At 68.5% G+C, this 24085-nt stretch carries 25 protein-coding genes; 15 read left to right on the forward strand and 10 right to left on the reverse strand.

The annotated features are described in order from the left end of the window. The first annotated feature begins 94 nt into the window (after window positions 1–94). Window positions 95–760, forward strand: a complete 666-nt coding sequence (locus PQ455_RS14500) for a hypothetical protein (RefSeq protein WP_273686810.1) — start codon at window positions 95–97, stop codon at window positions 758–760. Window positions 761–766: 6 nt separating this feature from the next. Here PQ455_RS14500 and PQ455_RS14505 read toward each other — a convergent pair whose 3' ends face one another. The 5 genes from PQ455_RS14505 to lptF all read right to left on the reverse strand — a co-directional run bounded on the left by PQ455_RS14505 (window position 767) and on the right by lptF (window position 6640). Then, a complete protein-coding gene (locus tag PQ455_RS14505) occupies window positions 767–1930 on the reverse strand; it encodes a GNAT family N-acetyltransferase (protein ID WP_273686811.1) in 1164 nt (387 codons plus the stop codon). An 8-nt stretch (window positions 1931–1938) separates the two neighbouring features. Beyond that, entirely contained in the window at window positions 1939–2646 is a 708-nt protein-coding gene (locus tag PQ455_RS14510) for a sterol desaturase family protein (RefSeq protein ID WP_273691383.1), read from the reverse strand. Window positions 2647–2802: 156 nt separating this feature from the next. Then, the gene (locus PQ455_RS14515; protein WP_273686812.1) at window positions 2803–4341 is read right to left on the reverse strand and encodes a lipopolysaccharide biosynthesis protein; all 1539 of its coding nucleotides are present in this window, start codon (window positions 4339–4341) and stop codon (window positions 2803–2805) included. Next, window positions 4338–5432 carry an LPS export ABC transporter permease LptG gene (gene lptG / locus PQ455_RS14520; protein ID WP_273686813.1) on the reverse strand — a complete coding sequence of 365 codons (1095 nt, stop codon included), beginning with the start codon at window positions 5430–5432 and terminating at the stop codon, window positions 4338–4340. Before lptG ends, PQ455_RS14515 begins: the two co-directional genes overlap by 4 nt. Continuing rightward, window positions 5429–6640 (reverse strand): LPS export ABC transporter permease LptF, encoded by a 1212-nt coding sequence (lptF, locus tag PQ455_RS14525; protein ID WP_273691385.1) that lies wholly within the window; start codon window positions 6638–6640, stop codon window positions 5429–5431. The genes lptG and lptF overlap by 4 nt, the downstream gene beginning before the upstream one ends. A 123-nt stretch (window positions 6641–6763) precedes the next feature. Between lptF and PQ455_RS14530 the strand changes: the two genes are divergently transcribed. From PQ455_RS14530 to PQ455_RS14540, 3 genes are read left to right on the forward strand one after another with little or no spacing between them, the layout of a single operon-like run. After that, window positions 6764–7294, forward strand: a complete 531-nt coding sequence (locus PQ455_RS14530; RefSeq protein WP_273686814.1) for a DUF2141 domain-containing protein — start codon at window positions 6764–6766, stop codon at window positions 7292–7294. A gap of 6 nt (window positions 7295–7300) precedes the next feature. Next, complete coding sequence (locus PQ455_RS14535) at window positions 7301–8278, forward strand: diacylglycerol/lipid kinase family protein (protein ID WP_273686815.1); 978 nt, start codon at window positions 7301–7303, stop codon at window positions 8276–8278. Continuing rightward, window positions 8275–9198 (forward strand): hypothetical protein, encoded by a 924-nt coding sequence (locus tag PQ455_RS14540; RefSeq protein WP_273686816.1) that lies wholly within the window; start codon window positions 8275–8277, stop codon window positions 9196–9198. The genes PQ455_RS14535 and PQ455_RS14540 overlap by 4 nt, the downstream gene beginning before the upstream one ends. Window positions 9199–9201: 3 nt before the next feature. On the opposite strand, the gene PQ455_RS14545 is transcribed toward PQ455_RS14540, so the two are convergent. Together PQ455_RS14545 and PQ455_RS14550 are read right to left on the reverse strand one after the other, a co-directional pair. Then, window positions 9202–9717 (reverse strand): hypothetical protein, encoded by a 516-nt coding sequence (locus tag PQ455_RS14545; protein ID WP_273686817.1) that lies wholly within the window; start codon window positions 9715–9717, stop codon window positions 9202–9204. Between the two features lie 20 nt (window positions 9718–9737). Further along, entirely contained in the window at window positions 9738–10616 is an 879-nt protein-coding gene (locus tag PQ455_RS14550) for a LysR family transcriptional regulator (protein WP_273686818.1), read from the reverse strand. A 107-nt stretch (window positions 10617–10723) separates the two neighbouring features. Here PQ455_RS14550 and PQ455_RS14555 point away from each other — a divergent pair, with 107 nt between their 5' ends. Genes PQ455_RS14555 through mmsB form a run of 4 tightly spaced genes read left to right on the forward strand, consistent with a single transcriptional unit; the run spans window position 10724 to window position 15423 of the window. Further along, window positions 10724–12229: a CoA-acylating methylmalonate-semialdehyde dehydrogenase gene (locus tag PQ455_RS14555; RefSeq protein WP_273686819.1), complete on the forward strand. Its 1506-nt coding sequence runs from the start codon at window positions 10724–10726 to the stop codon at window positions 12227–12229. A 45-nt stretch (window positions 12230–12274) separates the two neighbouring features. Then, on the forward strand, window positions 12275–13420 hold the full coding sequence (locus PQ455_RS14560; protein ID WP_273686820.1) for an acyl-CoA dehydrogenase family protein: 1146 nt from the start codon (window positions 12275–12277) through the stop codon (window positions 13418–13420). A 35-nt stretch (window positions 13421–13455) separates the two neighbouring features. Then, window positions 13456–14505 carry an enoyl-CoA hydratase/isomerase family protein gene (locus PQ455_RS14565; protein ID WP_273686821.1) on the forward strand — a complete coding sequence of 350 codons (1050 nt, stop codon included), beginning with the start codon at window positions 13456–13458 and terminating at the stop codon, window positions 14503–14505. Window positions 14506–14538: 33 nt separating this feature from the next. Continuing rightward, window positions 14539–15423 (forward strand): 3-hydroxyisobutyrate dehydrogenase, encoded by an 885-nt coding sequence (mmsB, locus tag PQ455_RS14570; protein ID WP_273686822.1) that lies wholly within the window; start codon window positions 14539–14541, stop codon window positions 15421–15423. On the opposite strand, the gene PQ455_RS14575 is transcribed toward mmsB, so the two are convergent. Further along, window positions 15420–15899 carry a hypothetical protein gene (locus PQ455_RS14575; protein WP_273686823.1) on the reverse strand — a complete coding sequence of 160 codons (480 nt, stop codon included), beginning with the start codon at window positions 15897–15899 and terminating at the stop codon, window positions 15420–15422. The genes mmsB and PQ455_RS14575 overlap by 4 nt on opposite strands. 110 nt (window positions 15900–16009) lie before the next feature. Between PQ455_RS14575 and PQ455_RS14580 the strand changes: the two genes are divergently transcribed. The 3 genes from PQ455_RS14580 to PQ455_RS14590 all read left to right on the forward strand — a co-directional run bounded on the left by PQ455_RS14580 (window position 16010) and on the right by PQ455_RS14590 (window position 19846). Further along, window positions 16010–17137: a glycoside hydrolase family 130 protein gene (locus PQ455_RS14580; protein WP_420542789.1), complete on the forward strand. Its 1128-nt coding sequence runs from the start codon at window positions 16010–16012 to the stop codon at window positions 17135–17137. A 109-nt stretch (window positions 17138–17246) separates the two neighbouring features. Then, the gene (locus PQ455_RS14585; RefSeq protein ID WP_273686825.1) at window positions 17247–18842 is read left to right on the forward strand and encodes an alpha-amylase family glycosyl hydrolase; all 1596 of its coding nucleotides are present in this window, start codon (window positions 17247–17249) and stop codon (window positions 18840–18842) included. Next, window positions 18839–19846: a glycosyltransferase family 4 protein gene (locus tag PQ455_RS14590; protein WP_273686826.1), complete on the forward strand. Its 1008-nt coding sequence runs from the start codon at window positions 18839–18841 to the stop codon at window positions 19844–19846. The genes PQ455_RS14585 and PQ455_RS14590 overlap by 4 nt, the downstream gene beginning before the upstream one ends. Window positions 19847–19852: 6 nt before the next feature. On the opposite strand, the gene PQ455_RS14595 is transcribed toward PQ455_RS14590, so the two are convergent. Together PQ455_RS14595 and PQ455_RS14600 are read right to left on the reverse strand one after the other, a co-directional pair. Next, window positions 19853–20551 (reverse strand): pirin family protein, encoded by a 699-nt coding sequence (locus PQ455_RS14595; RefSeq protein WP_273686827.1) that lies wholly within the window; start codon window positions 20549–20551, stop codon window positions 19853–19855. Between the two features lie 28 nt (window positions 20552–20579). Continuing rightward, window positions 20580–20885, reverse strand: a complete 306-nt coding sequence (locus tag PQ455_RS14600) for a hypothetical protein (protein ID WP_273686828.1) — start codon at window positions 20883–20885, stop codon at window positions 20580–20582. Window positions 20886–21120: 235 nt separating this feature from the next. Between PQ455_RS14600 and PQ455_RS14605 the strand changes: the two genes are divergently transcribed. The 4 genes from PQ455_RS14605 (at window position 21121) to pcaG (ending at window position 24085) form a co-directional block, all read left to right on the forward strand. Then, window positions 21121–21654, forward strand: a complete 534-nt coding sequence (locus PQ455_RS14605) for a superoxide dismutase family protein (protein WP_273686829.1) — start codon at window positions 21121–21123, stop codon at window positions 21652–21654. A 93-nt stretch (window positions 21655–21747) separates the two neighbouring features. After that, complete coding sequence (locus tag PQ455_RS14610; RefSeq protein ID WP_273686830.1) at window positions 21748–22566, forward strand: IclR family transcriptional regulator; 819 nt, start codon at window positions 21748–21750, stop codon at window positions 22564–22566. Window positions 22567–22671: 105 nt separating this feature from the next. Further along, entirely contained in the window at window positions 22672–23388 is a 717-nt protein-coding gene (gene pcaH, locus PQ455_RS14615; RefSeq protein WP_273686831.1) for a protocatechuate 3,4-dioxygenase subunit beta, read from the forward strand. Beyond that, entirely contained in the window at window positions 23378–24085 is a 708-nt protein-coding gene (pcaG, locus tag PQ455_RS14620) for a protocatechuate 3,4-dioxygenase subunit alpha (RefSeq protein ID WP_273686832.1), read from the forward strand. The genes pcaH and pcaG overlap by 11 nt, the downstream gene beginning before the upstream one ends.

Raw genomic sequence — 24085 nt, forward strand, 5'->3', positions numbered from 1 at the left:
CACCGATCATCGCGCGAGCGAGCGCAGCCTTCAAGCGTCACCGCGCGTTCAGGCGACTATGCTACGGGTGGCTGCGGAATTGATGAGGTTTGCCATGTCGAGATTGCCGATGCTGAGCCTGCTGGCGCTCGCGCTGCCGCTGGCGGCGCACGCCCAATCCTATCCCGATTCGACCCGGCTCCAGGCCGAGGCGGCGCGCCAGCAGGCCGAATTGCAACGTGGCCGCGATGCGGCGCAGGCGCAGCAGCAGCAACTCGACCAGCAACGCCAGATCCAGAACCAGCAGCTCGACGCGCAGCGCAACCAGGCATCGCAGGCGGCCATGGAGCGCAACCGCCAGCAGGCCCAGCGCAACGCCGAGGCGCAGCGCCAGCAGGCGCAGAGCAATGCCGCGGCCCAGGCCCGCGCCAACGCCGCCCGCGCCCGTGCCGATGCCGACATGGGCCGGCTGCGCGCCGAAAACGACCGCCAGCGCGCCCAATCCGCAGGCCGACTGACCGACGAGCAATATCGCCTGCGCAGCGAACAGCTCCGCATGGATTTCGAGCAGCGCCGGATGGCGTTCGAGGGCCGGCGCGAGGCGTGGGAGCATCAGCGCGAGCGGTTGCAGGCCAGCGGCCAGTTCAGCGGCAACGCCCAGAGCCGCTGGGAAGCCGGCCGTGCCCGCATCGAGGGCGAACGGCAGGCGCTGGAGAACGACCGGCAGGCGATGGAAATCCGCCGACAGGCGCTCGAGCGGCAGCGCAACGCGGGGCGGTGATGCCCCTCAGATCGCCTTTTCGTAGATCCGATACGTCTTGTTGATCTGGCAATCGATCGATTCCGCGATCGAATTCATCCCCTGATTGTCCTCAAGGATCCACCCGATCTCGCCGCGCGTCGCGCCATAGTCCGCCACCGAATCGCGGCGGATGAATTCGATCATCATGAAGGCCAATTGGCTCGCCATCCGGCTCGACTGGAGGCGCTTGACCACGCCCATCAGCGGCACGCGCATCGTGCGTACCTTCGGCCGGCCCGAAAAGCCGCCGTTCAGCCGCCACAACAGCTTCATGAAGCCGAACGGGAACAGCTCGCCGTTCAGATCGGCCTGCATCTCGTTGAGATCGGGCCAGGTCATCATGAAGGCGACGGGCTCGCCGTCATATTCGGCGATGCGGACCAGATCGTTGAAGATGATCGGCTTCATCTTCTTGCCGGCGAAGGCGATCTCGGTGTCGGTGAAGGGCACGAAGCCCCAATTATCCGACCAGGCATCGTTGAGGATCGCGAGGATGATCGCGGCTTCCTCGTTGAAGCGCTTCTTGTCCACCTTGCGCACGGTGATGCGGGCGTTCTTCTCGCCCGACGATATCACGCGCTGGATCAGCGGCGGGAAGGCGCGGGTTATGTCCAGTTCCCAGGTGTGGAGATCCTTCACCTTCGCATAGCCGGCGCGCTCGACCCACGCTTCGTAGCGGGCATCGTCATAGCCCATCATCACCGTGGGGGGCGTGTCGTGCCCCTTGATGAGCAGGCCGGGCTCTTCCCAGATCGAGATGCTGACCGGGCCGATCGAGCGCTTCACGCCCTTCCCGCGCAGCCAGGCCTCCGCCTGCGCGATCAGCGCCTGCGCAACGGCCTCGTCCTCGGCATCGAGATAGCCCCAATTTCCGCTGTCCGCGCCGCCGCCCTTCTCGGGCGCCATCGGCGTCCACAGATGATCGATATGCGCCGAGATGCGCCCCACCACCTTGCCGCCGCGCTCGGCCAGAAACAGCTGCGCCGTGCCATGCTCGAACCAAGGGTTCTTGCCCGGCGTGATGAGGCCGAGCGCCTCGGCCTTCAGCGGCGGCACCCAGGCGGGATTGTCCGCATAGAGGCGGAACGGCAGATCGACGAAGGCCTTGCGGTCGGCCTTGGTGGCGACCGGGCGGATGGTGACGGCCATGGCGCGGTTTACGAGTGGATGCGGGTCGAGGGGTGGCCCGTGGCGACGCCGCCCGACAGTTCGGAGACCCTGGGATAGACCTCGGCCACCTCGGGCGTGTAGCCCAGGTTGAACACCGTCGGGCTCTTCCTGCGATCCGAAACCTTGCCGTAGAAGGTGCCGAACAGGCGATCCCACAGGAAGTTGGTGATCCCGAAATTGCCGGTCTCGTCGTGGAAATGGTGCGCCATGTGGCGGGTCTTCATCGCCAGCAGCCACTTGTTCTTCGGCTTGTACGACAGGTGCTGGATGCAGTGGCAGAATTCGTTGACGCAGGTGGTGACGAGCCCCGTCGCGAAGGCCGCCGCCGCGCCGCCGATGCCGCCGATCAGCCAGCCGACCGGGATCGTCGCGATCGCCACCGTGGGCACCACGTTGGAAGGCGAGCCGAACAGCACCTCCAGATGGTTCGGATCCTGATGGTGATCGTAATGGATGCGCTTCCACGTCGAGGCAAGCCAGCTCACTTTGTACATCCACTGCGAGTGCAGGACGAAGCGGTGGAGGACGTACCACACGACCGGGAACAGCAGGATCGCCGCCGCTACCGAGGCGAGCGTCTGCACCAGCGGCGCCGGGTTCGCGACCCACACGCCCACGCCGACAGCCGCCAGCCCCAGATAGAGAAGGATCGCCGGATATTGCAGATAGGCGACCACGAGTTCCTTCAGCGTCATCCGATCGAGGTGATGGCGGCGCTTCCAGAAGGAGGGGCGGGCGGTGGCAGTGGTCACGGGCGATCCTCGAAGCTCTGACGGGGCCGGCGCATACGCGCAGCCGGCCGAATATGGCATCGGCCCCTGAACCTGCAATGAGGCACTTTTCGGGCGGGATCAAAGCCGAAGCGTGCGCGCCGCCTTGCCGAAGGCCAGTTTGTCGGATGGGGCGAGGCCGAAGCGCGCCGCGACCCACAGGAGCGGCGGCCAGGCGGCAAACAGGATCAGCCCCTCCAGCCACAAGGGCAGGCTCCGCAGCGCCAGCCACAGCAGCGGGAAGACCGCGCATACCGCAAGGGTGACGATCAGGGTCCGCAGGAACGGTGGCTGGAAGCCGTGCAGCTTTTCATGCCGCACCAGCTGCGCGACGGCGAAGGCCGCCACCGTCACCTGCCCCACCGCCACCGCCACGGCGATACCGATCACGCCGAGCGTGGGTGCTGCTATGAACAGCGCCAGCGCCGCCGTCGCCACGCCGAGCGCAGTGTTGGTGACCTGCTGGAAGCGGCCGGCGATCACCTGCTGGATCGCCCCCGCCGGCCCCAACGCCGCCTCGGCCGCGCGGGCGGCGGTGAGGATGGCCAGGATCGGCCAGGCCGCCTCGCTGCCATGGGCGAAGGTGGCGAGCAGCGCCGGCCCGATCGCGATCAGCGCGGCGGCGGTGGGCGCCGCCACCGCCAGCGAGACGCGCACCGCGAAGCCGTAGAGCGATTCGATCGTCCCCCGCTCGCCGCGCGCCGCCGCCGAGGCGACGGGGGCGAGGACGTAGTTGAAGGTCTGCCGCACGATCTGGACGATCGAGGCGACCTTGCGGGCGATGGCGTAGAGGCCCGAGGCCGCCGCGCCCGCCGCGCCGGGCGCGAGGAAATTGGCCAGCACGGTCGGCAGATCGGTGAACATCCGGGCGAGGATGTTGGCGGGCAGCACCGACGTGCCCGACCAGAAGAGGTTGGCCATCATCGCTTTGTCGCACCGCGTGCCCAGCACCTCGGCCAGCGGGACATAGCGGTTGAGCAGGCGCAACGAGAGGGCGGCGGTGATGGCGAGGCTGCACAGATGGGCCGAGAGCAGGCCGAGCGTCGTCAGCCCCAGCCCCGCGAAAATCCCCGCCATGATGAGCCGGGCGACCTGTTCCCACAGGATGCGCAGCCGGATTTCGGGGCCGAAGGCGTGCGCCGCGCGCAGCGCCGACGTCGCCACCTCGATCGTCGCCCACAAGGGCAAGGCCCAGGCGAACAGGCGGATCGCGGTGACGAGACGCGGCAGATCGGCGGCGGCGACGTTCAGGATCGGCGCGATCAGCGGCGCGGCGAGGCTGACGATTCCGGCGACCAGGATGTTCGGCCCCACCCCCAGCAGCAGCGCGCCGCGCACCGCCGCCGCGCGCTGCTGGCTCGTCTCCGCCTGCGGCAGCACCCGTTGCAAGGCGCTGGTCTGGCCGAGATCGAAGATATTCTCGGCGAGGTTCACCAGGCTCCACAGCACCATGTAGAGCCCGTAGGTGGGCAAGCCGAACAGCCAGGTGTAGGCCGGCTGCGCGATCACCTCGATCACCGCGCCCAGCCGCGCCGCCGCGACCGAGCCGACGCCCTTGGCGGCCTTGCGCCGGGCGGCGTGCGACTCGTCTATCGGCGAAGCGACCGGCGCGTCGCTCATTCCTCGGTGCGGATGAGGACCGTCTCGCCGATCAGCAGGAACAGGACGAACGGCGCCCAGGCGGCGAGGATCGGCGGATAGGCGCCGAGATTGCCCATCGCGAGGCCGAAATTATCGGCCACGAAGTAAGCGAAGCCCAGCCCCATGCCGATCACCGCGCGGATGAAGAGCTTGCCCGACCGCGCCAGACCGAAGCCCGCGACCCCCGCCAGCAGCGGCATCAGGATCGACGACATCGGCCCCGAAATCTTGTGCCACAGCACGGTCTCGAGGCTGGCGGTGGGCCGGCCGGCGGCCTTCAGATCGGCGATGGCGGTCGCCAGTGCCCCGAAGGAGCGGCTGTCGCCGTCGACGCTCGACAGAGTGAAGCGATCGGCCGTGATATCCTTGCCGACGATCATGTCGGGCAAGCGGCGCATCACGCCCTGCGTCACGTCGAACTCGTTGGCGCCGCGCAACTGCCAGCCGCCCGGCACCTGCACCGCGCTGTCCGAATGGACGATCTTGGTGAGGCTCGGCCCGTTGCGGTCGTAATAGGTGATGCCTTGCAGCTTGGTGGCGGCGCCCCGGCCGATCGCCTGATCGACGTGGATCAGATCGTCGTTGATGCGCACCCACACGTCCACCGCCGCATCGCGCGAGGGCGGCACGGGGCCGTATTTCACCTGCTGCCATGCCGTCAGCGTGGCGGTGGCGCGGGTGACGATGCGATCGTTGAACCCGAAGGACAGCGCGGCGATGACGACGCTGGCCAGCACCAGCGGCGCGAGGATCTGGTGGGCCGAGACGCCCGCCGCCTTCATCGCGATCACTTCGCTGTTCTGGTTGAGCGTGGCGAGCGTGATGAGCGTGCCGAGCAACACCGCGAAGGGCAGGAACCGCGCCACCAACTGCGGCGCGCGCAGCGACACATAATACCACAGCTGCGCGTCGCCATTGCCCGGATAGGCGAGGACGTCACCCGATTCGCCGAGCAGGTCGAGCGTCATCAGGATCAGCACGAGGCCCGCCAGCACCGACAGCGAGCGCACCACGAACAGCCGCGACATGTAGAGGCTGATCGTGCGCGAGGCGAAGAATTTCAGGTTCATGCGGGCACCGCCGCCGCCTTGCGGTTGCGGCGTTTGAGCCAGCGGCCGACCATCTTGCCCAGCTTGTCGAACTGCCGCTCCAGCGCGCCGATCGGCTGGCCGCCCGGCACCTGCGTCAAGGTACGGTACATCCACCAGACGAGGCCGGAGAAGAGGAAGAAGGGCACCCACAGAGCGATTATCGGCTCCACCTTGCCCAGCGCCCCCAGCGCCGAGGCATATTCGTTCACCTTGTGATAGGCGACGATCATCACGATCGACAGGAACACGCCCAGCGCCGAGGTCGATCGCTTGGGCGGCACCGCCAGCGCCACCGCCAGCAGCGGCAACAGCAGCATCATCGCCACCTCGACCATGCGGAAATGGAATTCGGCGCGGCTTTCGTTGCGCAATTTCTGCTCGGGCGCCTTGTGCCCCAGCACCGCCAGCTCGGGGATGGTCAGCTCGCCGTCCCGCCCGCCGCGCTGGCGGAAGCTCTCCATGCGCGGCAGATCGATCGGCAGATCGTGGCTCTGGAAGTTCAGCACGCGCGGCGTGACGAAGCCCGGCGCGTTGTGGACCAGCACGCCGTTGGTCAGCCGCAGGATGATCGTATTGGGGTCGTCGGTCGCCATGAACTGGCCGCCCGCCGCCGTCACCGCCAGCGTCTTGCCGTCCTCGCTCTCAGCCCGCACGAAGATGCCGGTCAGCTTGCGCCCGCTCTCGCGGCTCTCCTCCACCCGGAGCGTCATCCGCCGGCCGAGCTTGGTGAACTCGCCCACCTTGATCGACGCGCCCAGCGCGCCCGACCGCAGCTCGTAGCGCAGCCCCTCATAGGCGTAGCGCGCATAAGGCTGGACGAAGCCGACGATGGCGAGGTTGAGCCCCGCCAGCGCGATCGCGAAGACATAGGGCGTGCGTAGCAGGCGGCGATAGCTGAAGCCGCAGGCCAGCAGCACGTCCAGCTCGGACGAGGTCGCCAGCCGCCGGAACGCCAGCAATATGCCCAGCATCAGCCCGATCGGGATGCCGAGCGACATATATTCGGGGATCATGTTGGCCAGCATCCGCCACACGACGCTGACCGGCCCGCCCTCCGACGCGACGAAGTCGAACAGGCGGAGCATCTTGTCGAGCAGGAACAGCATCGTCGCGATCACCAGCGTGGCGATCAGCGGAACGGTGATGAGCCGGGCCAGGTAACGATCGATCAGCGCGGTTTTCAAAATGATGTCGCCCCGTCACCATGTTCTGGCCGCAATCGCACGCCACTTGTCCACTGCGAAGGGGGCCGTTTCCGCCCAACCCAGGTCGCTTGGGTGGGCGCTATAGCTTCCAGGAGTCTGTCGGTCATGTTGAAACTGCGTATTGCCGCCCTTGCCGCCGCCCTCGTATCGACGGGGTCGATCGGTGCTGGGTCCAGCAAGGCGGCGGTGCTCGGCCCTGAGGCGCAGGTCTGCAACGAGGCGCACCGCCCGGCGATGCTGGTCAAGGTCACCGGCCTGAAGGCACGCACCGGCGTGATTCGCGTCCAGTCCTACGGTGGCGATCCGGCCAATTTCTTCGACAAGGGCAGCTACCTCAAGCGCATCGAGGTCCGCGCGCCGGCCTCGGGCACGATCGAGGTGTGCGTGCCGGTCGAGCGCGAGGGCGTCTACGCCGTCTCGGTGCGGCACGACGTCAACGGATCGGGCAAGAGCGACATGTCCGATGGTGGCGGCATGTCCGGCAACCCCGATCTCTCGATGTGGGACGTGATGTTCAAGCGCAAGCCCGATCCCGCCCGCGTGTCGGTGCGGGTCCGCGACGGCATCGCCGTCGTGCCGGTCACCCTGCGCTACCTCCAGGGCGGCAGTTTCAAGCCCGTCAAACGTGAAGGCTGATTCTTAGTGGCGCTCGTGGCCCTCCTGTCGAACCCTCGCTCCACGGGCAATCGCTCGCTGCTGCCGCGCATCCGCAGCTTCTGCGCCGCGAACGCCGACATCTTCCATTACGAGGTGGAGACGATCGAGCAGATCGGCCCCGCGCTCAAGACGATCGCCCGCGTGGCGCCGCGCATCCTCGTCATCAACGGTGGCGACGGCACGGTGCAGGCGACGCTGACCGAGCTTCACCACGGCGGCCATTTCGGCAATTCGCCGCCGCTCGTCGCGGTGCTGCCCAACGGCAAGACCAATCTGATCGCGCTCGACCTGGGCGCCACCGGCGATCCGATCGAGGCGCTGGAGCGGGTGATGGAGATCGCGCGCGGCGGGATCGAGGGCGATCATCGCGTCGAGCGCGAACTCATCAGCCTTTCGGACGGCGAGCCCGGCGGGCGGCCGGTGCTGGGCATGTTCCTCGGCGGCGCGGGTCTGGCCGATTCGATGCTCTACTGCCGCCACAAGATTTATCCGCTGGGGCTGCCCAACGGCTTGAGCCATGTGCTGACGGCCTTCGCGGTGCTGCTGTCGCTGGTCCTCGGCCTGCGCTTCGCCTTCCTGCCGCCGCGTCCGTCGCCGGTGAAGGTGTCGCTGATCCGCCAGGGCGAGATCGCCGGCCGCTTCTCGCTGCTGATCGTCACCACGCTGCAACGGATGCTGCTGGGCTCGACCACGTCGGGCGGCCATTCGCGGCTGGGCGCGCTGCAACTGATGCTGGTCGATCAGAGCCCGATGGCGCTGCTGCGGGCCTTGTTCGCCGGCTTCTCGGGCAGCCTCGGCCGCCAGTCGATGGTGGGCGTGCATGTCGAGCGCGGCGACGAGATCCGCATCGAGGGCGAACGCTCCAGCGTGATCCTCGATGGCGAGATCTTTCAGGCGAAGGCGGGCCGGCCGATCGTGCTGACCCACACCGCGCCGCTGCCCTTCCTCCGCCTCGCGGCTTGACCGGGGCGCTCGAAGGGCTGGTCGCGGCGGAACTCGCCCGGCCGGTCGACCCCCGCATCACCGCCATGGCCGCCGCCATCGCCGCCCGCCATCCGGGCGCCGAGGCGGTGCTGTTCTACGGATCGTGCCTGCGCGCGGGCGACCTCGACGGGCTGATGCTCGATTTCTACCTGATCGTCTCGGATTACGGCCGCGCCTTCGACCGACGCTGGCTGGCCACCGCCAACCGCCTGATCCCGCCCAACGTCTTCCCGTTCGAGCATGACGGGCTGGCGGCCAAATATGCGGTGCTGAGCGCGGCCGACTTCGCCCGCCTCGCCTCGCCCGCCACCCGCAACGTCTCGGTATGGGCGCGCTTCGCCCAGCCCTCGCGGCTGGTGTGGCAAGCCGACGAGGCCGCCGCCGATCGCGCCGTGGCGACGGTCGCGTGCGCCGCCCCCACCCTGCTCGCCGCCGCCCGGCCGATGGTCGCCGACCGGATCGATGCGCTCGACCTGTGGCGCGAGGCCTTCGCCCTCACCTACGCCGCCGAACTGCGCGCCGAACGCAGCAACCGCGCCGGCTCCGTCGTCGACGCCGAACCCGACCGCTACCGCACCTTCACCGCCCCCGCGCTGGAGGCGGCGGGGCTGGCGGCGGAGGTGGGCGAAATCGTGACGTTCGCGAAATCCGCCACCCCCGCCGACCGCGCCGCCGGCACCCGCGCCTGGGCCCGCCGCCGCCGCGAGGGCAAGGCGCTCACCCTCCTCCGCCTGGCCAAGGCCAGCGCCACTTTCGCCGGCGGGATCGACTACCTCGCCTGGAAGATCAACCGCCACGCCGGCACCACGATCGCCATCACACCCTGGATGCGCCGCTGGCCGATCGCCGGCGCCGCGACCCTGCTGCCGAAGCTGCTGCGCGGGAAAGCGGTGAAGTAAGGCTTATTCAGGCAGGCGCGCGGTCAGGGTCGAGACGGTGTCCCCGGCGGCCGTCGCGATGGCCGTGACCTTTTCCGCCGCCTCCTCGATCGCGGCGAGGTCGGCGTCGGTCGCGTTGGGGTGGGCTTCGCGCAGGGCGTCGATCTGTTGCGCCGCATCCTGCACCCCGCCGCGCGCCGATTGCAGGCCCGACAGCGCCGTCTGCGCCGCGACCCAGGCGTCGCTGCCGACCGGCTGGCCCTTCGCGCGATCGACCGCCGCCGTCGCCTTGGCCTCTTCCGCCGCGAAGGCGCGCTGGCCGGCGTCGGCCGCCTTCAGCGCGGCTTCGATCTTCGCCACGATCGCCGGATCGGCCGCCGCCGGGGTCGCCTCGGCGACGGGGCCGGCGATCGGGGCGTCGACGTCCGCCGTCTTTTCGATCGGGCGGGGGGCAAGCGAGGGGGCGTTGCCGATGGGGCCGCTGCAGCCGACCAGCAGGAGCGGAAGCGCGACGAGGCCGAGGACGGGGAGGCGGATCATGCCCTTCCCTAGCGCGGCCGTCAGCGTCCCGCCAGCCGGCCGCGCTCGGCCTCGGCCAGCGCGGTCAGCCACTCGACGAAGCGGCGGACGCGCGGGACGGCGCGCGTATCCTGATGCACCACCAGCCAGAAGGCGCGGCGGATCGCGACCTGCGGCAGCACACGCATCAACGCCGGATCGCCGTCCGCGATGAAGCAGGGCAGCACCGCGATCCCCGCCCCGGCCTCCGCCAGCCGATATTGGGCGATGATGCTGGAGGATCGCAACGCCGGCTCCAGCCCGGGCTCGACCTCGTCGAGATAGTCGAGTTCGGGGGCGTACATCAGATCGGGGATATAGCCGATCAGCGGGTGGCGCCGCAGATCGGTGACCGTATCGGCCGGCGGCGCATCCGCGAAATAGGCCCGCGCGGCGTATAGGCCCAGACCATAGTCGATGAGCTTGCGCGTTACCACCGGCCCCCGGCGCGGGCGGGCGAGCATGATCGCCACATCGGTCTCTCGTCGCGACGGACTGAGGAAGCCGCTGGTGGCGACCAGATCGACCCGCACGCCGGGGTTGGCGGCGGTGAAGTCGCCGAGCCGGGGCGCGACGAACCAGCCTCCGAAGCCTTCGGAGGCGGACACGCGCAGCAGGCCCCTGCCCGTCTCGCCATCGCCCTCATCGACCCCGTCGAGCATCCGGGCGACCGCCTCGGCTCGGGCGAACAACGCTTCGCCCGCTTCGGTCAACCGCTGGCCGTCGCGCCGCTGTTCGAGCAAAGTCTGGCCCACCGCCTTTTCCAGCCGGCGCAACCGCCGACCCGCCGTGGTGGGATCGATGCCGAGCTGCGCCGCCGCGCGGCCGATCTGGCGAGCGCGGGCGACGGTTGCGAAAATGCGCAGGTCATCCCAGTCCATTGCCTGCGTTTATGCAGCCCCTATCTGCACGTCCATCCCTTGCCATGCAGGGTTGCAGGCCCGACAAGGCACCGAACCGGTCTCACGACCCAGACAGGATGACGGACATGGCCACCGCTTCGCGCGTGATCGATCATTATATCAGCGGTGGCGCGCCCGCCCCCACCCGCCGCGGAGATGTGTTCGATCCGAACACCGGCCGGGTGCAGGCGAGCGTGGCGCTGGGCGATCAGGCGGTGCTCGATCGGGCGGTGCAGGCGGCGCTCGCCGCACAGCCGGGCTGGGCCGCGACCAACCCGCAGCGCCGCGCCCGTGTGATGTTCCGCTTCAAGGAGCTGATCGAGGCGAACATGGAGGAGCTGGCGCGCCTGCTCTCGTCCGAACATGGCAAGGTGATCGCGGATTCGAAGGGCGACATCCAGCGCGGGCTGGAGGTGATCGAATTCTGCTGCGCCGCGCCGCATCTTACCAAGGGCGAATATACGATCGGCGCCGGCCCCGGCATCGATGTCTATTCGATGCGCGTGCCGCTCGGCATCGGCGCGGGCATCACGCCGTTCAACTTTCCCGGCATGATCCCGATGTGGATGTTCGGCCCGGCGATCGTGACAGGCAACGCCTTCATCCTGAAGCCCAGCGAGCGCGATCCTTCGGTGCCGGTGCGCCTGGCCGAGCTGATGAAGGAAGCGGGGCTGCCCGACGGCATCCTGCAGGTCGTCCATGGCGACAAGGAGATGGTGGACGCGATCCTCGACCATCCCGAGATCAAGGCGGTCAGCTTCGTCGGCTCCTCCGACATCGCCCACTATGTCTATTCGCGCGGCACGCAGGCCGGCAAGCGCGTGCAGGCGATGGGCGGCGCCAAGAATCACGGCATCGTCATGCCCGACGCCGATCTCGACCAGGTAGTGGCGGACCTCTCGGGCGCGGCCTTCGGCTCGGCGGGCGAGCGCTGCATGGCGCTGCCGGTGGTGGTGCCGGTGGGCGACGACACCGCCGAGCGCCTCAAGGCCAAGCTGCTGCCCGCGATCGAGGCGCTGCGCGTCGGCATTTCGACCGACGATCAGGCGCATTACGGCCCGGTCGTCACCGCAGCCCACAAGGCGAAGATCGAAAGCTATATCCAGATGGGCGTCGACGAAGGCGCAGACTTGGTGGTCGACGGGCGCGGTTTCAAATTGCAGGGTTATGAGGACGGCTTCTTCGTCGGCCCAACCCTGTTCGACCGGGTGACGACCGACATGCGGACCTATCAGGAGGAAATCTTCGGCCCCGTGCTCCAGATGGTGCGTGCCAGGGATTTCGAGGAAGCGGTGGCGCTGCCGTCGAAGCACCAATATGGCAATGGCGTCGCGATCTTCACGCGCAACGGCCACGCCGCACGCGAATTCGCCGCGCGGATCAATGTCGGCATGGTCGGCATCAACGTGCCGATCCCGGTGCCGGTCGCCTACCACAGCTTCGGCGGATGGAAGCGCTCGGGCTTTGGCGACCATAATCAGCACGGCATGGAAGGCATCCGCTTCTGGACCAAGACCAAGACCGTGACGCAGCGCTTCCCAGACGGATCGCCGCAGGGCGACAGCAGCTTCGTCATCCCGACGATGGGGTGAGCTATCTCCTCCCCGTGCCGGGGAGGAACAGGCTAAGGCATTGCCATGACCAACCAGTTCGACCTGACCGAGGACCAGCGTGCCATTCAGGAGATGGCGCGAAGGTTCACCGCCGATGCCATCACCCCCCAGGCCGCGGCATGGGACGAGGCGCATCACCTGCCGCGCGACGTGATCGCCGAGGCGGCGGCGCTCGGCTTCGGGGGCATCTATGTCAGCGAGGCAGGCGGCGGGATCGGGCTGGGGCGGCTGGAATCGGCGCTCATCATGGAGGCGATGGCCTATGGCTGCCCCTCCACCTCGGCCTTCATCTCGATCCACAACATGTGCGCGTGGATGATCGACAGCTATGGCTCGGCCGCGGTGAAGGCGAAATATCTCCCCGGCCTCGTCGCCTGCGAGACGCTCGGCAGCTACTGCCTGACCGAGCCGGGATCGGGATCGGACGCGGCCGCGCTCAAGACGCGCGCGGTGCGGGAGGGCGACGAATGGGTGGTGTCGGGATCCAAGGCGTTCATCTCGGGTGGCGGCGAGAATGAGATATATCTCGTCATGGTCCGCACCGGCGGCGAGGGGCCGAAGGGCATTTCCTGCCTGCTGATCGAAAAGGACATGCCCGGCGTCTCCTTCGGCGCGCAGGAGAAGAAGCTCGGCTGGCATTCGCAGCCAACCGCGCAGGTCAATCTGGACGGGGTGCGGGTGCCGGTCGCCAACATGGTGGGCGCCGAGGGGCAGGGCTTTTCGATCGCGATGGCGGGGCTCGATGGCGGGCGGCTCAATATCGGCGCCTCCTCGCTGGGCGGGGCGCAGCGCTGCCTCGACGAGGCGATCGCCTATACCAAAGAGCGCCGCCAGTTCGGACAGGCGATCGCGGATTTCCAGAACACGCAATTCGCCCTCGCCGACATGGAGACGGAGCTTCAGGCGGCGCGGACCCTGCTCTACACCGCGGCCGCCAAGGTGACGGCGGGCGCGCCCGACAAGACGCGCTTCGCGGCGATGGCCAAGCGTTTCGCCACAGACACCGGCTCATCGGTCGCCGATCGGGCGCTGCAGCTGCATGGCGGCTACGGCTATCTGATGGATTATCCGATCGAGCGCATCTGGCGCGACCTCAGGGTCCACCGCATCCTGGAGGGCACCAACGAAGTGATGCGGATGATTACCGCGCGCGATCTACTGAAGGGCTGAAGGGTCTGGCGGGGTGGGCGAACGGAGCCAATGACATGACCGACGACGTCCTCATTTCCATCGATGGCCCCACCGGGCGGCTGTCGCTCAATCGCCCCAAGGCGATCCACGCGCTCAACACCGGCATGTGCCGGGCGATGCTGGCGGCGCTGGTGGACTGGCGGAGCGATCCGGCGGTACGGCTCGTGATGATCGACCATGCCGCGGGGCGCGGTTTCTGCGCGGGCGGGGATATCCGCGCGCTATGGGAAAGCGGCGGCGGCGACGGAGCGATCGCGCGGGACTTCTTCCGCATCGAATATCAGTTGAACCATCTGCTGTTCACCTACGCCAAGCCGGTGATGGCGTTCATGGACGGGATCACGATGGGCGGCGGGGTCGGCATCAGCCAGCCCGCGAAATATCGCATCGCCACCGAACGCACCGTCTATGCCATGCCGGAAACCGGCATCGGCCTGTTTCCCGACGTCGGTGCCGGCTGGTATCTCTCGCGCCTGCCTGGCCGCACGGGGCCATGGTTGGCTGTGACCGGCGCGCGGATCGACGGGGCCGACTGCCTCGCCCTCGGGCTCGCCACGCACTACGTCCCCTCCGGGGCGCTGTCGCAGCTCAAGGCCGATCTGGTCGCCCGCCCCGGCGATATCGAGGGCGTGCTGGCCGCCGCGTCGGCCACCCCGCCCGAGAGCAAGATCGCGGGCTGGCGCGCCGACATCGACCGGCTGTTCGCCAGCGACCGCTATGAGGACATTCTCGCCGCGCTGGAGGCGGACGGCGGCGAATGGGCGGCCGCCCAGCGCGCCACGCTCGCCACCAAGTCGCCGCAGGCGTGCAAGGTTTCGCTACGCGAACTGGCCGAGAGCCTGCGCCTGACCGATTTCGCCGACGAGATGCGGATGGAATATGGCATCGGCACCAAGGTGGTGCAGCGCCACGACTTCCTCGAGGGCGTCCGCGCGCTGATCGTCGACAAGGACAATCAGCCGCGCTGGGAACCGGCGACGCCCGAAGCGGTCACCGATCACCTGATCGACACCATCTTCGCCCCGCTCGACCCCGCCGAGGCGTGGGAGCCCTATCGCGGCTGAGCCCCGCGCCAACGAACCATAAGGGAGAGAGACATGCGCATCGGTTTCATCGGCCTCGGCAACATGGGCGGCGGCATGGCGGCCAATCTGGCGAAGGCCGGACATCCGGTGGCGGCGTTCGATCTGTCGGCCGAGGCGGTGGCGCGCGCGGTCGCGGCGGGCTGCACCGCCGCCGGGAGCGCGGCGGAAGCGGCGACGGGCGCCGAGGCGGTCGTCACGATGCTGCCGGCCGGCACGCATGTCCGCGCCGTCTATGGCGACAGCATCATCCCCGCCGCCGCGCCCGGCACGCTCTTTCTGGATTGCTCCACGATCGACACCGCCTCGGCCCGTGCCGTGATCGCGCAGGCGGCGGCGGCGGGCTTCGCGATGGTCGATGCGCCGGTCTCGGGCGGCATCGCGGCCGCCAACGGCGGCACGCTCACCTTCATGGTCGGCGGCGAGCCCGAGGCCTTCGCCCGCGCCCGGCCGATCCTCGATCACATGGGCAAGGCGGTGATCCATGCCGGCGGCGCGGGCGCGGGCCAGGCCGCCAAGATCTGCAACAACATGCTGCTCGGCGCGACGATGGTCGCCACCTGCGAGGCGTTCGTGCTGGCCGAGAAACTGGGGCTCGACCTCCAGACCTTCTACGACATCTCGTCCAAGGCGAGCGGGCAGAGCTGGTCGATGACGAGCTATTGCCCCGTCCCCGGCGTCGGCCCGGAAACCCCCGCCGATCGCAATTACGAAGGCGGCTTCGCGACCGGACTGATGCTGAAGGATCTGAAGCTCGCCATCCAGGCCGCACAGGACGCCGGCGCATCGGTGCCGATGGGGTCGAGCGCGGGCGCGCTGTATCAGGCGCTGGCCAACACGGGCGCGGCCGGCAAGGATTTCTCGGCGATGATCCGCTTCCTCGACGGCAAGGCTGCCTAGGCGAGCCCCGGCAGCGGCGGCGCGCCCTCGGCCCGGCGCAGCACCGGGCTGGGCGCGGGGGCCTCGCGCCGGCGCTTGCGTTCGGCGCGGGAGGCGCGGCACGATCGACGATCGGCCGCATAGCCCGCGCCGAGAACGAACATCATGCTCGCCAGCACCATCGCCGGCGGGGCACCGCGCAGCGCGACGCCGATCGCGAGGCCCAGCATCATGCCGGTGACGAACCAGCCGGCGCGCACCGTCCGCGCGATCAGATCGGCCACATAGGCGCCAAGGAAGGTCGCGACGAACCAGCCGAGCGCGATCATCAGCACGCCTTCGGCCTGCACGTCGCCGATCAGCGGGATCATCTCGGTCACCCCCGGCTGCGGTGCGGCATAGCCCAGCGGGAAGAGGACGTGCGCGCCCATCCGCGCGAAGATCAGCGCCAGCAGCGCGAAGCCGAAGCCCGCGAGCGATCCGATGATGACGGCCATGGGCGCCCCTCCTGCCCGAATCGCTATCATAGTCGCGACTCGGGCAAAAGCCTTTGCAGCCGCGTGGAACAGCGCCGGCCACGCCACGTTCGGAGGGATAGCGACAAGCCATGGGGGCGGTGGTGAGCGACGATTTCCTGATCTTGCGGCCCGACGACGTCGATCTGTCGCGCTCGCCGCTGCGACGCGGGATCGATGAGCCGACCCATGTGCTGGGCGCCTTCAACCCCGGCTTCACCCGGCTGGCGAACGGCAATCTGCTGATGATGGTGCGGGTGGCCGAGGCGCTTTCCCAGCCGGTGGACGGCGATGCCGTGCGCGCGATCCGCTGGACGGCGGACGGCTATGCGCTGGATCGCCATCCGCTCGATCAGGTCGACATGACCGATCCGCGCCAGTTCGAGCTGCGCGGGCGCGGCAACCGCATCCTCGCGCTCACGTCGCTGTCGTGGCTGCTGCCGGTGGAGTTGTCCGCCGACGGCCGCACGGTGATCGCGGTGCATTACGACAAGGCGATCGAGCCCGCAGCGCGCTATCAGGATTATGGCGTCGAGGATGCGCGGATCAGCCGCATCGGCGACCTGTGGTACATGACGACCTGCTCGGTCTCGGCCGAGCGCCATTCGACGACCCTGCACGTCTCGTCGGACGGGCTGCATTATGACCTGAAAGGCATCATCCTCGATCATCAGAACAAGGACATGCTGTTCTTCGAGGGGCTCGTCGGCGGCAAGTTCCTCGCGCTGACCCGCCCCTTGGGGGAATGCTATTTCGCCTACCCGCCCGGCAGCGAATGGGCCGGTGGCCCCTCGATCAACATGGCACAGTCGCCCGACGCGCTCCACTGGAAGCCGCTCGATACGCCTGGCCTGCGCGCGCGGGCGGGATCGACATCGGCGATGAAGATCGGCGGCGGCACCCCGCCGATCCTGACCGACGCGGGCTGGCTGACGATCTATCATGGCGTCGAGCGGCAAGCGACGGTGGGCATCTACCGCAGCTTCTGGGCGCTGCTCGACCGCGACGATCCCTCGCGCGTGCTGCGGATGGAGGATGCCGCGCCGCTGCTGGAGGCGTCCCCCGCACTGACGGCGGACATCGCGCACCAGATGTATCTGCCGACGCCGGTGGTGTTCACGACCGGCATGGTCGACGCGGGCGATCATTATGTCGTGGCCAGCGGCGAGGCGGACCTGGCCTGCCGGATCACGCTGATCCCGAAGGCGCGGTTCCTGTGACCCGCTTCGTCATTGCGAGCGCAGCGAAGCAATCCAGCTCCTCACCCGAAGCGTGCGGCACGGGCTGGATCGCGTCGCTGCACTCGCGATGACGAGGGAATATAACGAGATGGCCCATGCATCATCGCCCGCCGAAACCGAATGGTGGAAGTCCGCCGTCCTCTACCAGATCTACCCCCGCTCCTTTCAGGACTCGAACGGCGACGGCATCGGCGATCTCGCCGGCATCGCTGCCCGGCTCGACCATCTCGTCGACCTCGGCGTGGACGCGATCTGGATATCGCCGATCTTCCCATCGCCGATGGCGGACTTCGGCTATGACGTGGCCGATTATACGGGGATCGACCCGCGCTTCGGCACGCTCGCCGATTTCGACGCGCTGCTCGCCGCCGCCCATGCGCGCGGGCTGAAACTGCTGCTCGATTTCGTGCCCAACCATTCGTCCGACCAGCACCCCTGGTTCGCCGAGAGCCGCGCCTCGCGCGATAATCCGAAGCGCGACTGGTATATCTGGCGCGACGCCGCCCCCGATGGCGGGCCGCCCAACAATTGGATCAGCGATTTCGGCGGCCCCGCGTGGGAGTGGGACGCGGCCACCGGCCAATATTACAGCCACGCCTTCCTGAAGGAGCAGCCCGACCTCAACTGGCGCAACCCGGACCTGCGCGCGGCGATGATGGACGTGCTGCGCTTCTGGTTCGACCGCGGCGTGGATGGCTTCCGCATCGACGTGCTGTGGCACATGGTGAAGCACGCCGATTTCATCGATAATCCGGTGAACCCCGATTACCGGCCGGAGATGGGCGAGATGCACGCCGTGCTCCAGACCCATTCCACCGACCAGCCCGAAGTCCACGCCATCGCCGCCGAGATGCGCGCCATCGCGGACGGCTATGGCGCGCGGCTGCTGATCGGCGAAATCTACCTGCCGGTGCCCCGGCTGATGGACTATTACGGCACGGCGGACGCGCCCGAGGTGCAACTGCCCTTCAACTTCCAGCTGATCGATGCGCCGTGGGACGCGCGATCGCTGGCGCGGCTGATCGCGGAGTATGAAGCGGCGCTGCCCCCCGGTGGCTGGCCGAACTGGGTGCTGGGCAATCACGATCGCCCGCGCAGCGCGACCAAGCGTGGCGCCGCACAGGCCCGCGTCGCGGCGATGCTGCTGCTCACCCTGCGCGGCACCCCGACGATCTATTATGGCGACGAGATCGGCATGACCGATACCGATATCCCGCCCGACAAGGTGCAGGATCCGCGCGAGCTGCGCGAGCCGGGCCTCGGGCTCGGCCGCGATCCGGTGCGGACGCCGATGCCGTGGGATGCGGGCGACGGCGCGGGTTTCACGACCGGCGTGCCGTGGCTGCCGATCAGCCCGGACTGGCGAACTCGCAATGTCGCCGCCGAGGACGACGACCCCGCCTCGATGCTGGCGCTGCACCGCGCTTTGCTGGCGCTGCGCCGCGCTTATCCCGCGCTGGCGATGGGCGATTATGTATCGGTCGCCGCCGAGGGCGATATCCTCGCCTATGAACGGCGGCTGGGCGGGGAACGGTTGCTGATCGTCCTCAACCTTGGCGCCATGCCGCAGACGTTTATCGCGCCCGAGGGCGGTTTCCGGCCGATACTCTCCACCCTTCCCGGCGCCTTGCCCGATACGGTCATGCTGCTCCACCCCGACGAAGGCTTGATCTGCACCTTATGAAAATCGCCATGTTCGCCCCCATTTCGTGGCGCACCCCGCCGCGCGCCTATGGCCCGTGGGAGCTGGTGACGAGCCTGCTGACCGAGGCGCTGGTCGCGCGCGGCGTGGATGTCACCCTGTTCGCCACGCAGGACAGCATCACCGCCGGCACGCTCGCCGCCGTCGTGCCCGCGCCGTATTCCGAAGACCCGTCGATCGACGCCAAGGTGTGGGAGATGCGGCATCTGGCCCATCTGTTCGAGCGGGCGAGCGAGTTCGACCTGATCCACAACCAGGCCGATTTCCCGGCGCACGCCTTCGCCCATCTGGTGCCGACGCCGATGGTGACGACGATCCACGGCTTCTCGTCGAACCGCATAATGCCGATGTACGCGCCCTATCAGGATCGTATCCACTATGTCGCGATCAGCGATGCCGATCGGGCCGAGGGGCTGCGCTATGCCGCCACGATCCACCATGGCATCCCGGTCGGGGATTTCGCCTTCGATGCGGTGGGCAGCGACGACCTGCTGTTCTTCGGCCGGATGCACCCCGACAAGGGCGCGAAGGAGGCGATCGACGCCGCCCGCGCCTCGGGCCGGGCGCTCGACATGTACGGCATCGTGCAGGATCAGGGCTATTACGAGCGCGACGTGGCCCCCGCGATCGATGGCGAGACGATCCGCTACCACGGCCCGGTCGGCGGCGACGCGCGGGTGAAGGCGCTGGGCCAGGCCCGTGCGCTGCTCCACCTCATCAATTTCGCCGAGCCCTTCGGCCTGTCGGTGATCGAGGCGATGGCCTGCGGTACGCCGGTGATCGCCAGCCGGCGCGGATCGATGCCCGAACTGATCGACGATGGCGTGACGGGCTTCCTCGTCGACACCCCTGCCGAGGCGCTGGCCGCGATCGAACGCGCCGGCGAGATCGACCGCGCCGCCTGCCGCCGCGCGGTGGTCGAGCGGTTCAGCGTCGAGCGGATGGCGGACGAGTATCTGGCGCTCTACCGCCAGATACTCGCCTGATCGCCGTCAGCTGGCGTCGACCAGCACCAGTTCGCTGTCCTCGATCGCCGTCACGGTCAGCGTTTCGAGATCGCTGATCGCGGCGCCGTCGCGGGCGTTGATGCGGGTGCCGTCGATCTCGACCGCGCCGGTGGCGGGGACGAGATAGGCGCGGCGATCCGCGCCGAGCGGATAGGTCGCCGTTTCGCCGGCCTTCAGGGTCGCCGCCACGACGCGGGCGTCGGTGCGGATCGGCAGCGCGTCGCCGTCGCCGTCGAAGCCGCTGGCGAGCGTGACGAACTGGCCGGCGCGGTCACCCTTGGGGAAGGGCTTGGCGCCCCACGAGGGCTTCTCGCCGCCACGGGTCGGCATGATCCAGATCTGGAACAGCGTCGTCGGCACGTCCTCCAGATTGAATTCCGAATGGCGGATGCCGGTGCCGGCGGACATCACCTGCACGTCGCCCGCCTCCGTCCGACCCTGGTTGCCGAGACTGTCCTGATGGCTGATCGCGCCGGTGCGGACATAGGTGATGATCTCCATGTCGCGGTGCGGATGCGGCGGAAAGCCGCTCTTGGGCGCGATGACGTCATCGTTCCACACGCGCAGCTTGCCCCAGCTCATCCGGGCGGGATCGTGATAGTCGGCGAAGCTGAAATGATGCTTGGCATTCAGCCAGCCGTGATCGGCGCCACCGAGGGTGGCGAAAGGACGCACGTCGATCATCGTCTTTCTCCTGTGTGGGGCAGCGAATTCAGGCCGCGAGGAGCGAAAGCGCCTCGATCTGCCGGTCGTTGAACCCCAGAGCGGCGAGGGTGGGCACCATCCGCTCGGCCGGGCGGCGGCTGCGGCGGGTGGCGCAGACGAAGCTGCGCACCGCCTCCAGTCGCGGATCGGCCAGCGGCGGGGGTGCCTCGTTGCCGGTCACGGCCCGCACGAACTTCGCCACGATCCCCTTGCCCGATCCGCCGGGGCAACCGACGTTGCCGGCATCCTTGAGCGCGATCGAGACCGCGCGCCATTCGGCCGGGGTGAGATCGGGAAAATTCTGGTGGATCATGGCGTCGCTCCCTCGCTTCGCCGAACCATATGGAGCAGGAATCCTGAACGGAGTACCACCAAAGGTTACATTTTTTCGTTGCACGGATCACAACGCATAACCGCGTTAAGGTTCGCGATCGGCACCGATTGACAGCCGTGGGCGGGCAGGGGAGCTAAACGCCCGGCGGGACGTTGCACCGCCATCCGATTTCCCCGACCGATCGCCGGTCGAACTGCCTGTGGAGAAGCGTCTCATGCGCCGTATCGCCGCCCCCTTCCTCGCCCTTGCCATCCTCGCCCCCGCCCTCGCGCCGACGATCGCGCAGGCCGCGGAGAGCAAGACGGTCGCGCTGATCGGGCCGGACAGGTCGAGCCGGGGCAGCATCACCGTGGCCGCAGCACCCAAGGGCGTGCTGCTCCATGTCGAGGCGACCGGGCTGACGCCGGGCTGGCACGGCATCCATTTCCACGCCAAGGCTGATTGCGGCGACGCGGCGTTCAAGAATTCGGGCGGCCATGTCCATGGCGGCCCCAATCCGCCGGTCCACGGCCTGCTCAATCCGGCGCGCGACGATTCGGGTGACCTGACCAACATCCATGCCGGCGCGGACGGCGTGGCGAAGGCCGAGATCTTCTCCTCACTGGTGACGCTCAGCCCCGGCGGCAGCGTGCCCGCGCTGCTCGACGCCGACGGTTCGGCGATCGTGATCCACGCCAAGGCCGACGATTACACCACCCAGCCGATCGGCGGCGCCGGCGATCGTGTCGCCTGCGGCGTAGTGAAGTAACGCTCACCGTTGTGCTCCTGCCTGCGCAGGAGCACCGGAGCATTCGACACGGCCGCATTGACATTGGCGTCTCAGCGCCCACACCGTTCCCATATGAGAACGGATGACGATTCCTCGAACACGGCCGCCGTCAAATCCGCCGATCGCGTGCTGGACCTGCTCGAACTGCTCGCGCGTGCCGACCAGCCGCTGTCGCACGCCGACATCGCCGCCCGCCTCGCTATCCCCAAGAGCAGCCTGACGCCGCTGCTGCGCAACCTCGCGCGGCGCGGCTACCTCGAGATAGCACCGGACGGGCGTAACCATCGCCTCGGCCCGGCGCTCGCCACGCTCGCGCGGGCGGCCGGGCGGCGCGATCTGGCGGAGGATGCCATGCCCTTCCTGCGCGAAGCGACGCGCGAGACCGGCGAGAGCAGCGCCTTCAACCAGTTGCGGGGGCAGGAGGTGGAGGTCGTGGCGACCGTCATCGGGTCGCACCGGCTGGTCACCCACATGCGGCTGGGCGACCGCGCCCCGCTCTACGCCACCTCCAGCGGCAAGCTGATCCTCGCTTACATGCCCGATGCGTTCCAGCGCGATTATATCGCCGACATTCGCTTCCAGAGCTGGACCCCGCACACAATCACCAGCCGCGCCGCGCTGCGTGACGAACTGGCGGCGGTGCGCGAATCGGGTTTCGCTTACTCGCGCGAGGAATGGACGCCGGGCATCGTCGGCATCGGCGCGGTGCTCCTCGACGAGCAGGATCAGCCGATCGGCGCGGTCAACCACGCGGTGCCGGTCGCCCGCTATGACGAGGCGGCCGACGCCCGCGCGCGCCACTCGCTGCGGCGCTGTGTGGGCGATTTCCGGCGGCACATCCTGTCAGCGGACATGCCGCCCATGATGCGGGATCGCCACGATCCAGCTTGACGCAACCGCCGCCATTCGTGCAAGGATGCGAACCAAGTTCATATATATAAACACCACACGAGTTGAGGGCCGTCGGCGCGGCCCCGGCCCGCCAGGAGCATCGGCATGAGCCTGACCCTTCCCCAATATACTCCTGAGGATGCTGGCCAGCCGCCTTCGCTGGCACTCGACTATCGATCGACCGTGCTGCGCGCGCCCCAGCACGCCCCGATCGCTATCCCCGAGACCCTGACCGAAGTGACCGGCCCCGCGGGCTGCTGGGATCGGCTGATGGGATCGGCGATGGCGGACCTCACGACGCAGCACAAAGCCCCACCGCAGGGCCAGCGCATCGTCGTGTCGGGCCGCGTTCTCGACGAGCAGGGCCGCCCCGTGCCGAACACGGTGATGGAAGTGTGGCAGGCCAATGCCGCCGGCCGCTACATCCACAGCAAGGACAATTGGGACGCGCCGCTCGACCCGAATTTCACCGGCGCCGGCCGCGTCGTCACCGACGAGCAGGGCCGCTACAGCTATGTCACGATCCGCCCCGGCGCCTATCCGTGGGGCAATCACACCAACGCCTGGCGCCCGGCGCACATCCATCTGTCGCTGCTCGGCCCGGCCTTCTCGACCCGGCTGGTGACGCAGCTCTATTTCCCGGACGATCCCCTGATCGAGATCGATCCGATCGCCAACGCGGTGCCGATGCCCTACCGTCAGCGCATGGTCTGCCGCTTCGACATCCACAGCACCGTGCCGAACTGGGCGCTGGGCTATCTGTTCGACGTGGTGCTGCGCGGCGACAAGGCGACCCCGATGGAGGACGGCCATGACCACTGACACGATCGATCCGCTCGGCACCGTCAACCCCGCGCCGCGCCTCGACAATCAGGATCCGGCGATCTTCGGCCAGACCCCGTCCCAGACCGTCGGCCCCTTCTTCCACTACGGCCTGCCGTGGAAGGGTGGCGCGGACCTCGTCGGCCAGTCCGACATGGGCGCGCGCGCCGATCTGTTCCCGGAGGATCATTATGTCCTCAACCTCTCCTCCCCGCGCGGCACGCCGCAGGGCGAGGTGATCGAGCTGTTCGGGACGGTCTATGACGCGAAGGGCGATATCGTCGCCGATGCGATGATCGAGCTGTGGCAGGCCAATGCCGCCGGCCGCTATCTCGCCGAGGCGGACGACCGCGCCGACGTGGCGATCGACCCCGAGTTCGTCGGCTGGGGCCGGTCCTCGACCACGGTGGACGGCGAATATCGCTTCCGCACGATCCTGCCCGGCCGCGTCCCCGGCCCCGGCAACAGCCTCCAGGCGCCGCATCTGGCGATCTCGGTCTTCGGGCGCGGCATCATCAAGCGGCTGTCGATGCGGGCCTATTTCGCGGGCAGCGAGGGGCTCGACAGCGATCCGGTGCTGGAGACGGTGCCCGCCGACCGCCGCGACACGCTGATCGCCCAGCCCGCCGGCCCCGGCCAGTGGCGGCTCGACATCCGGCTGAGCGGGCCGGGCGAGACGGTGTTCTTCGCGGTCTGA

Origin of the sequence: Sphingomonas naphthae, assembly GCF_028607085.1 — a bacterium.
Classification (GTDB): Bacteria; Pseudomonadota; Alphaproteobacteria; order Sphingomonadales; family Sphingomonadaceae; genus Sphingomonas_Q; species Sphingomonas_Q naphthae.

Coding starts and splice junctions, on each gene's coding strand:
- lptG (WP_273686813.1), bottom strand. CDS start 5,432: ATGAACCTGAAATTCTTCGCCTCGCGCACGATCAGCCTCTACATGTCG.
- pcaH (WP_273686831.1), top strand. CDS start 22,672: ATGAGCCTGACCCTTCCCCAATATACTCCTGAGGATGCTGGCCAGCCG.
- PQ455_RS14610 (WP_273686830.1), top strand. CDS start 21,748: ATGAGAACGGATGACGATTCCTCGAACACGGCCGCCGTCAAATCCGCC.
- PQ455_RS14545 (WP_273686817.1), bottom strand. CDS start 9,717: ATGATCCGCCTCCCCGTCCTCGGCCTCGTCGCGCTTCCGCTCCTGCTG.
- PQ455_RS14500 (WP_273686810.1), top strand. CDS start 95: ATGTCGAGATTGCCGATGCTGAGCCTGCTGGCGCTCGCGCTGCCGCTG.
- mmsB (WP_273686822.1), top strand. CDS start 14,539: ATGCGCATCGGTTTCATCGGCCTCGGCAACATGGGCGGCGGCATGGCG.
- PQ455_RS14575 (WP_273686823.1), bottom strand. CDS start 15,899: ATGGCCGTCATCATCGGATCGCTCGCGGGCTTCGGCTTCGCGCTGCTG.
- PQ455_RS14585 (WP_273686825.1), top strand. CDS start 17,247: ATGGCCCATGCATCATCGCCCGCCGAAACCGAATGGTGGAAGTCCGCC.
- PQ455_RS14580 (WP_420542789.1), top strand. CDS start 16,010: ATGGGGGCGGTGGTGAGCGACGATTTCCTGATCTTGCGGCCCGACGAC.
- PQ455_RS14505 (WP_273686811.1), bottom strand. CDS start 1,930: ATGGCCGTCACCATCCGCCCGGTCGCCACCAAGGCCGACCGCAAGGCC.
- pcaG (WP_273686832.1), top strand. CDS start 23,378: ATGACCACTGACACGATCGATCCGCTCGGCACCGTCAACCCCGCGCCG.
- PQ455_RS14600 (WP_273686828.1), bottom strand. CDS start 20,885: ATGATCCACCAGAATTTTCCCGATCTCACCCCGGCCGAATGGCGCGCG.
- PQ455_RS14590 (WP_273686826.1), top strand. CDS start 18,839: ATGAAAATCGCCATGTTCGCCCCCATTTCGTGGCGCACCCCGCCGCGC.
- PQ455_RS14555 (WP_273686819.1), top strand. CDS start 10,724: ATGGCCACCGCTTCGCGCGTGATCGATCATTATATCAGCGGTGGCGCG.
- PQ455_RS14565 (WP_273686821.1), top strand. CDS start 13,456: ATGACCGACGACGTCCTCATTTCCATCGATGGCCCCACCGGGCGGCTG.
- PQ455_RS14560 (WP_273686820.1), top strand. CDS start 12,275: ATGACCAACCAGTTCGACCTGACCGAGGACCAGCGTGCCATTCAGGAG.
- PQ455_RS14530 (WP_273686814.1), top strand. CDS start 6,764: ATGTTGAAACTGCGTATTGCCGCCCTTGCCGCCGCCCTCGTATCGACG.
- PQ455_RS14595 (WP_273686827.1), bottom strand. CDS start 20,551: ATGATCGACGTGCGTCCTTTCGCCACCCTCGGTGGCGCCGATCACGGC.
- PQ455_RS14510 (WP_273691383.1), bottom strand. CDS start 2,646: ATGACGCTGAAGGAACTCGTGGTCGCCTATCTGCAATATCCGGCGATC.
- PQ455_RS14550 (WP_273686818.1), bottom strand. CDS start 10,616: ATGGACTGGGATGACCTGCGCATTTTCGCAACCGTCGCCCGCGCTCGC.
- PQ455_RS14515 (WP_273686812.1), bottom strand. CDS start 4,341: ATGAGCGACGCGCCGGTCGCTTCGCCGATAGACGAGTCGCACGCCGCC.
- PQ455_RS14605 (WP_273686829.1), top strand. CDS start 21,121: ATGCGCCGTATCGCCGCCCCCTTCCTCGCCCTTGCCATCCTCGCCCCC.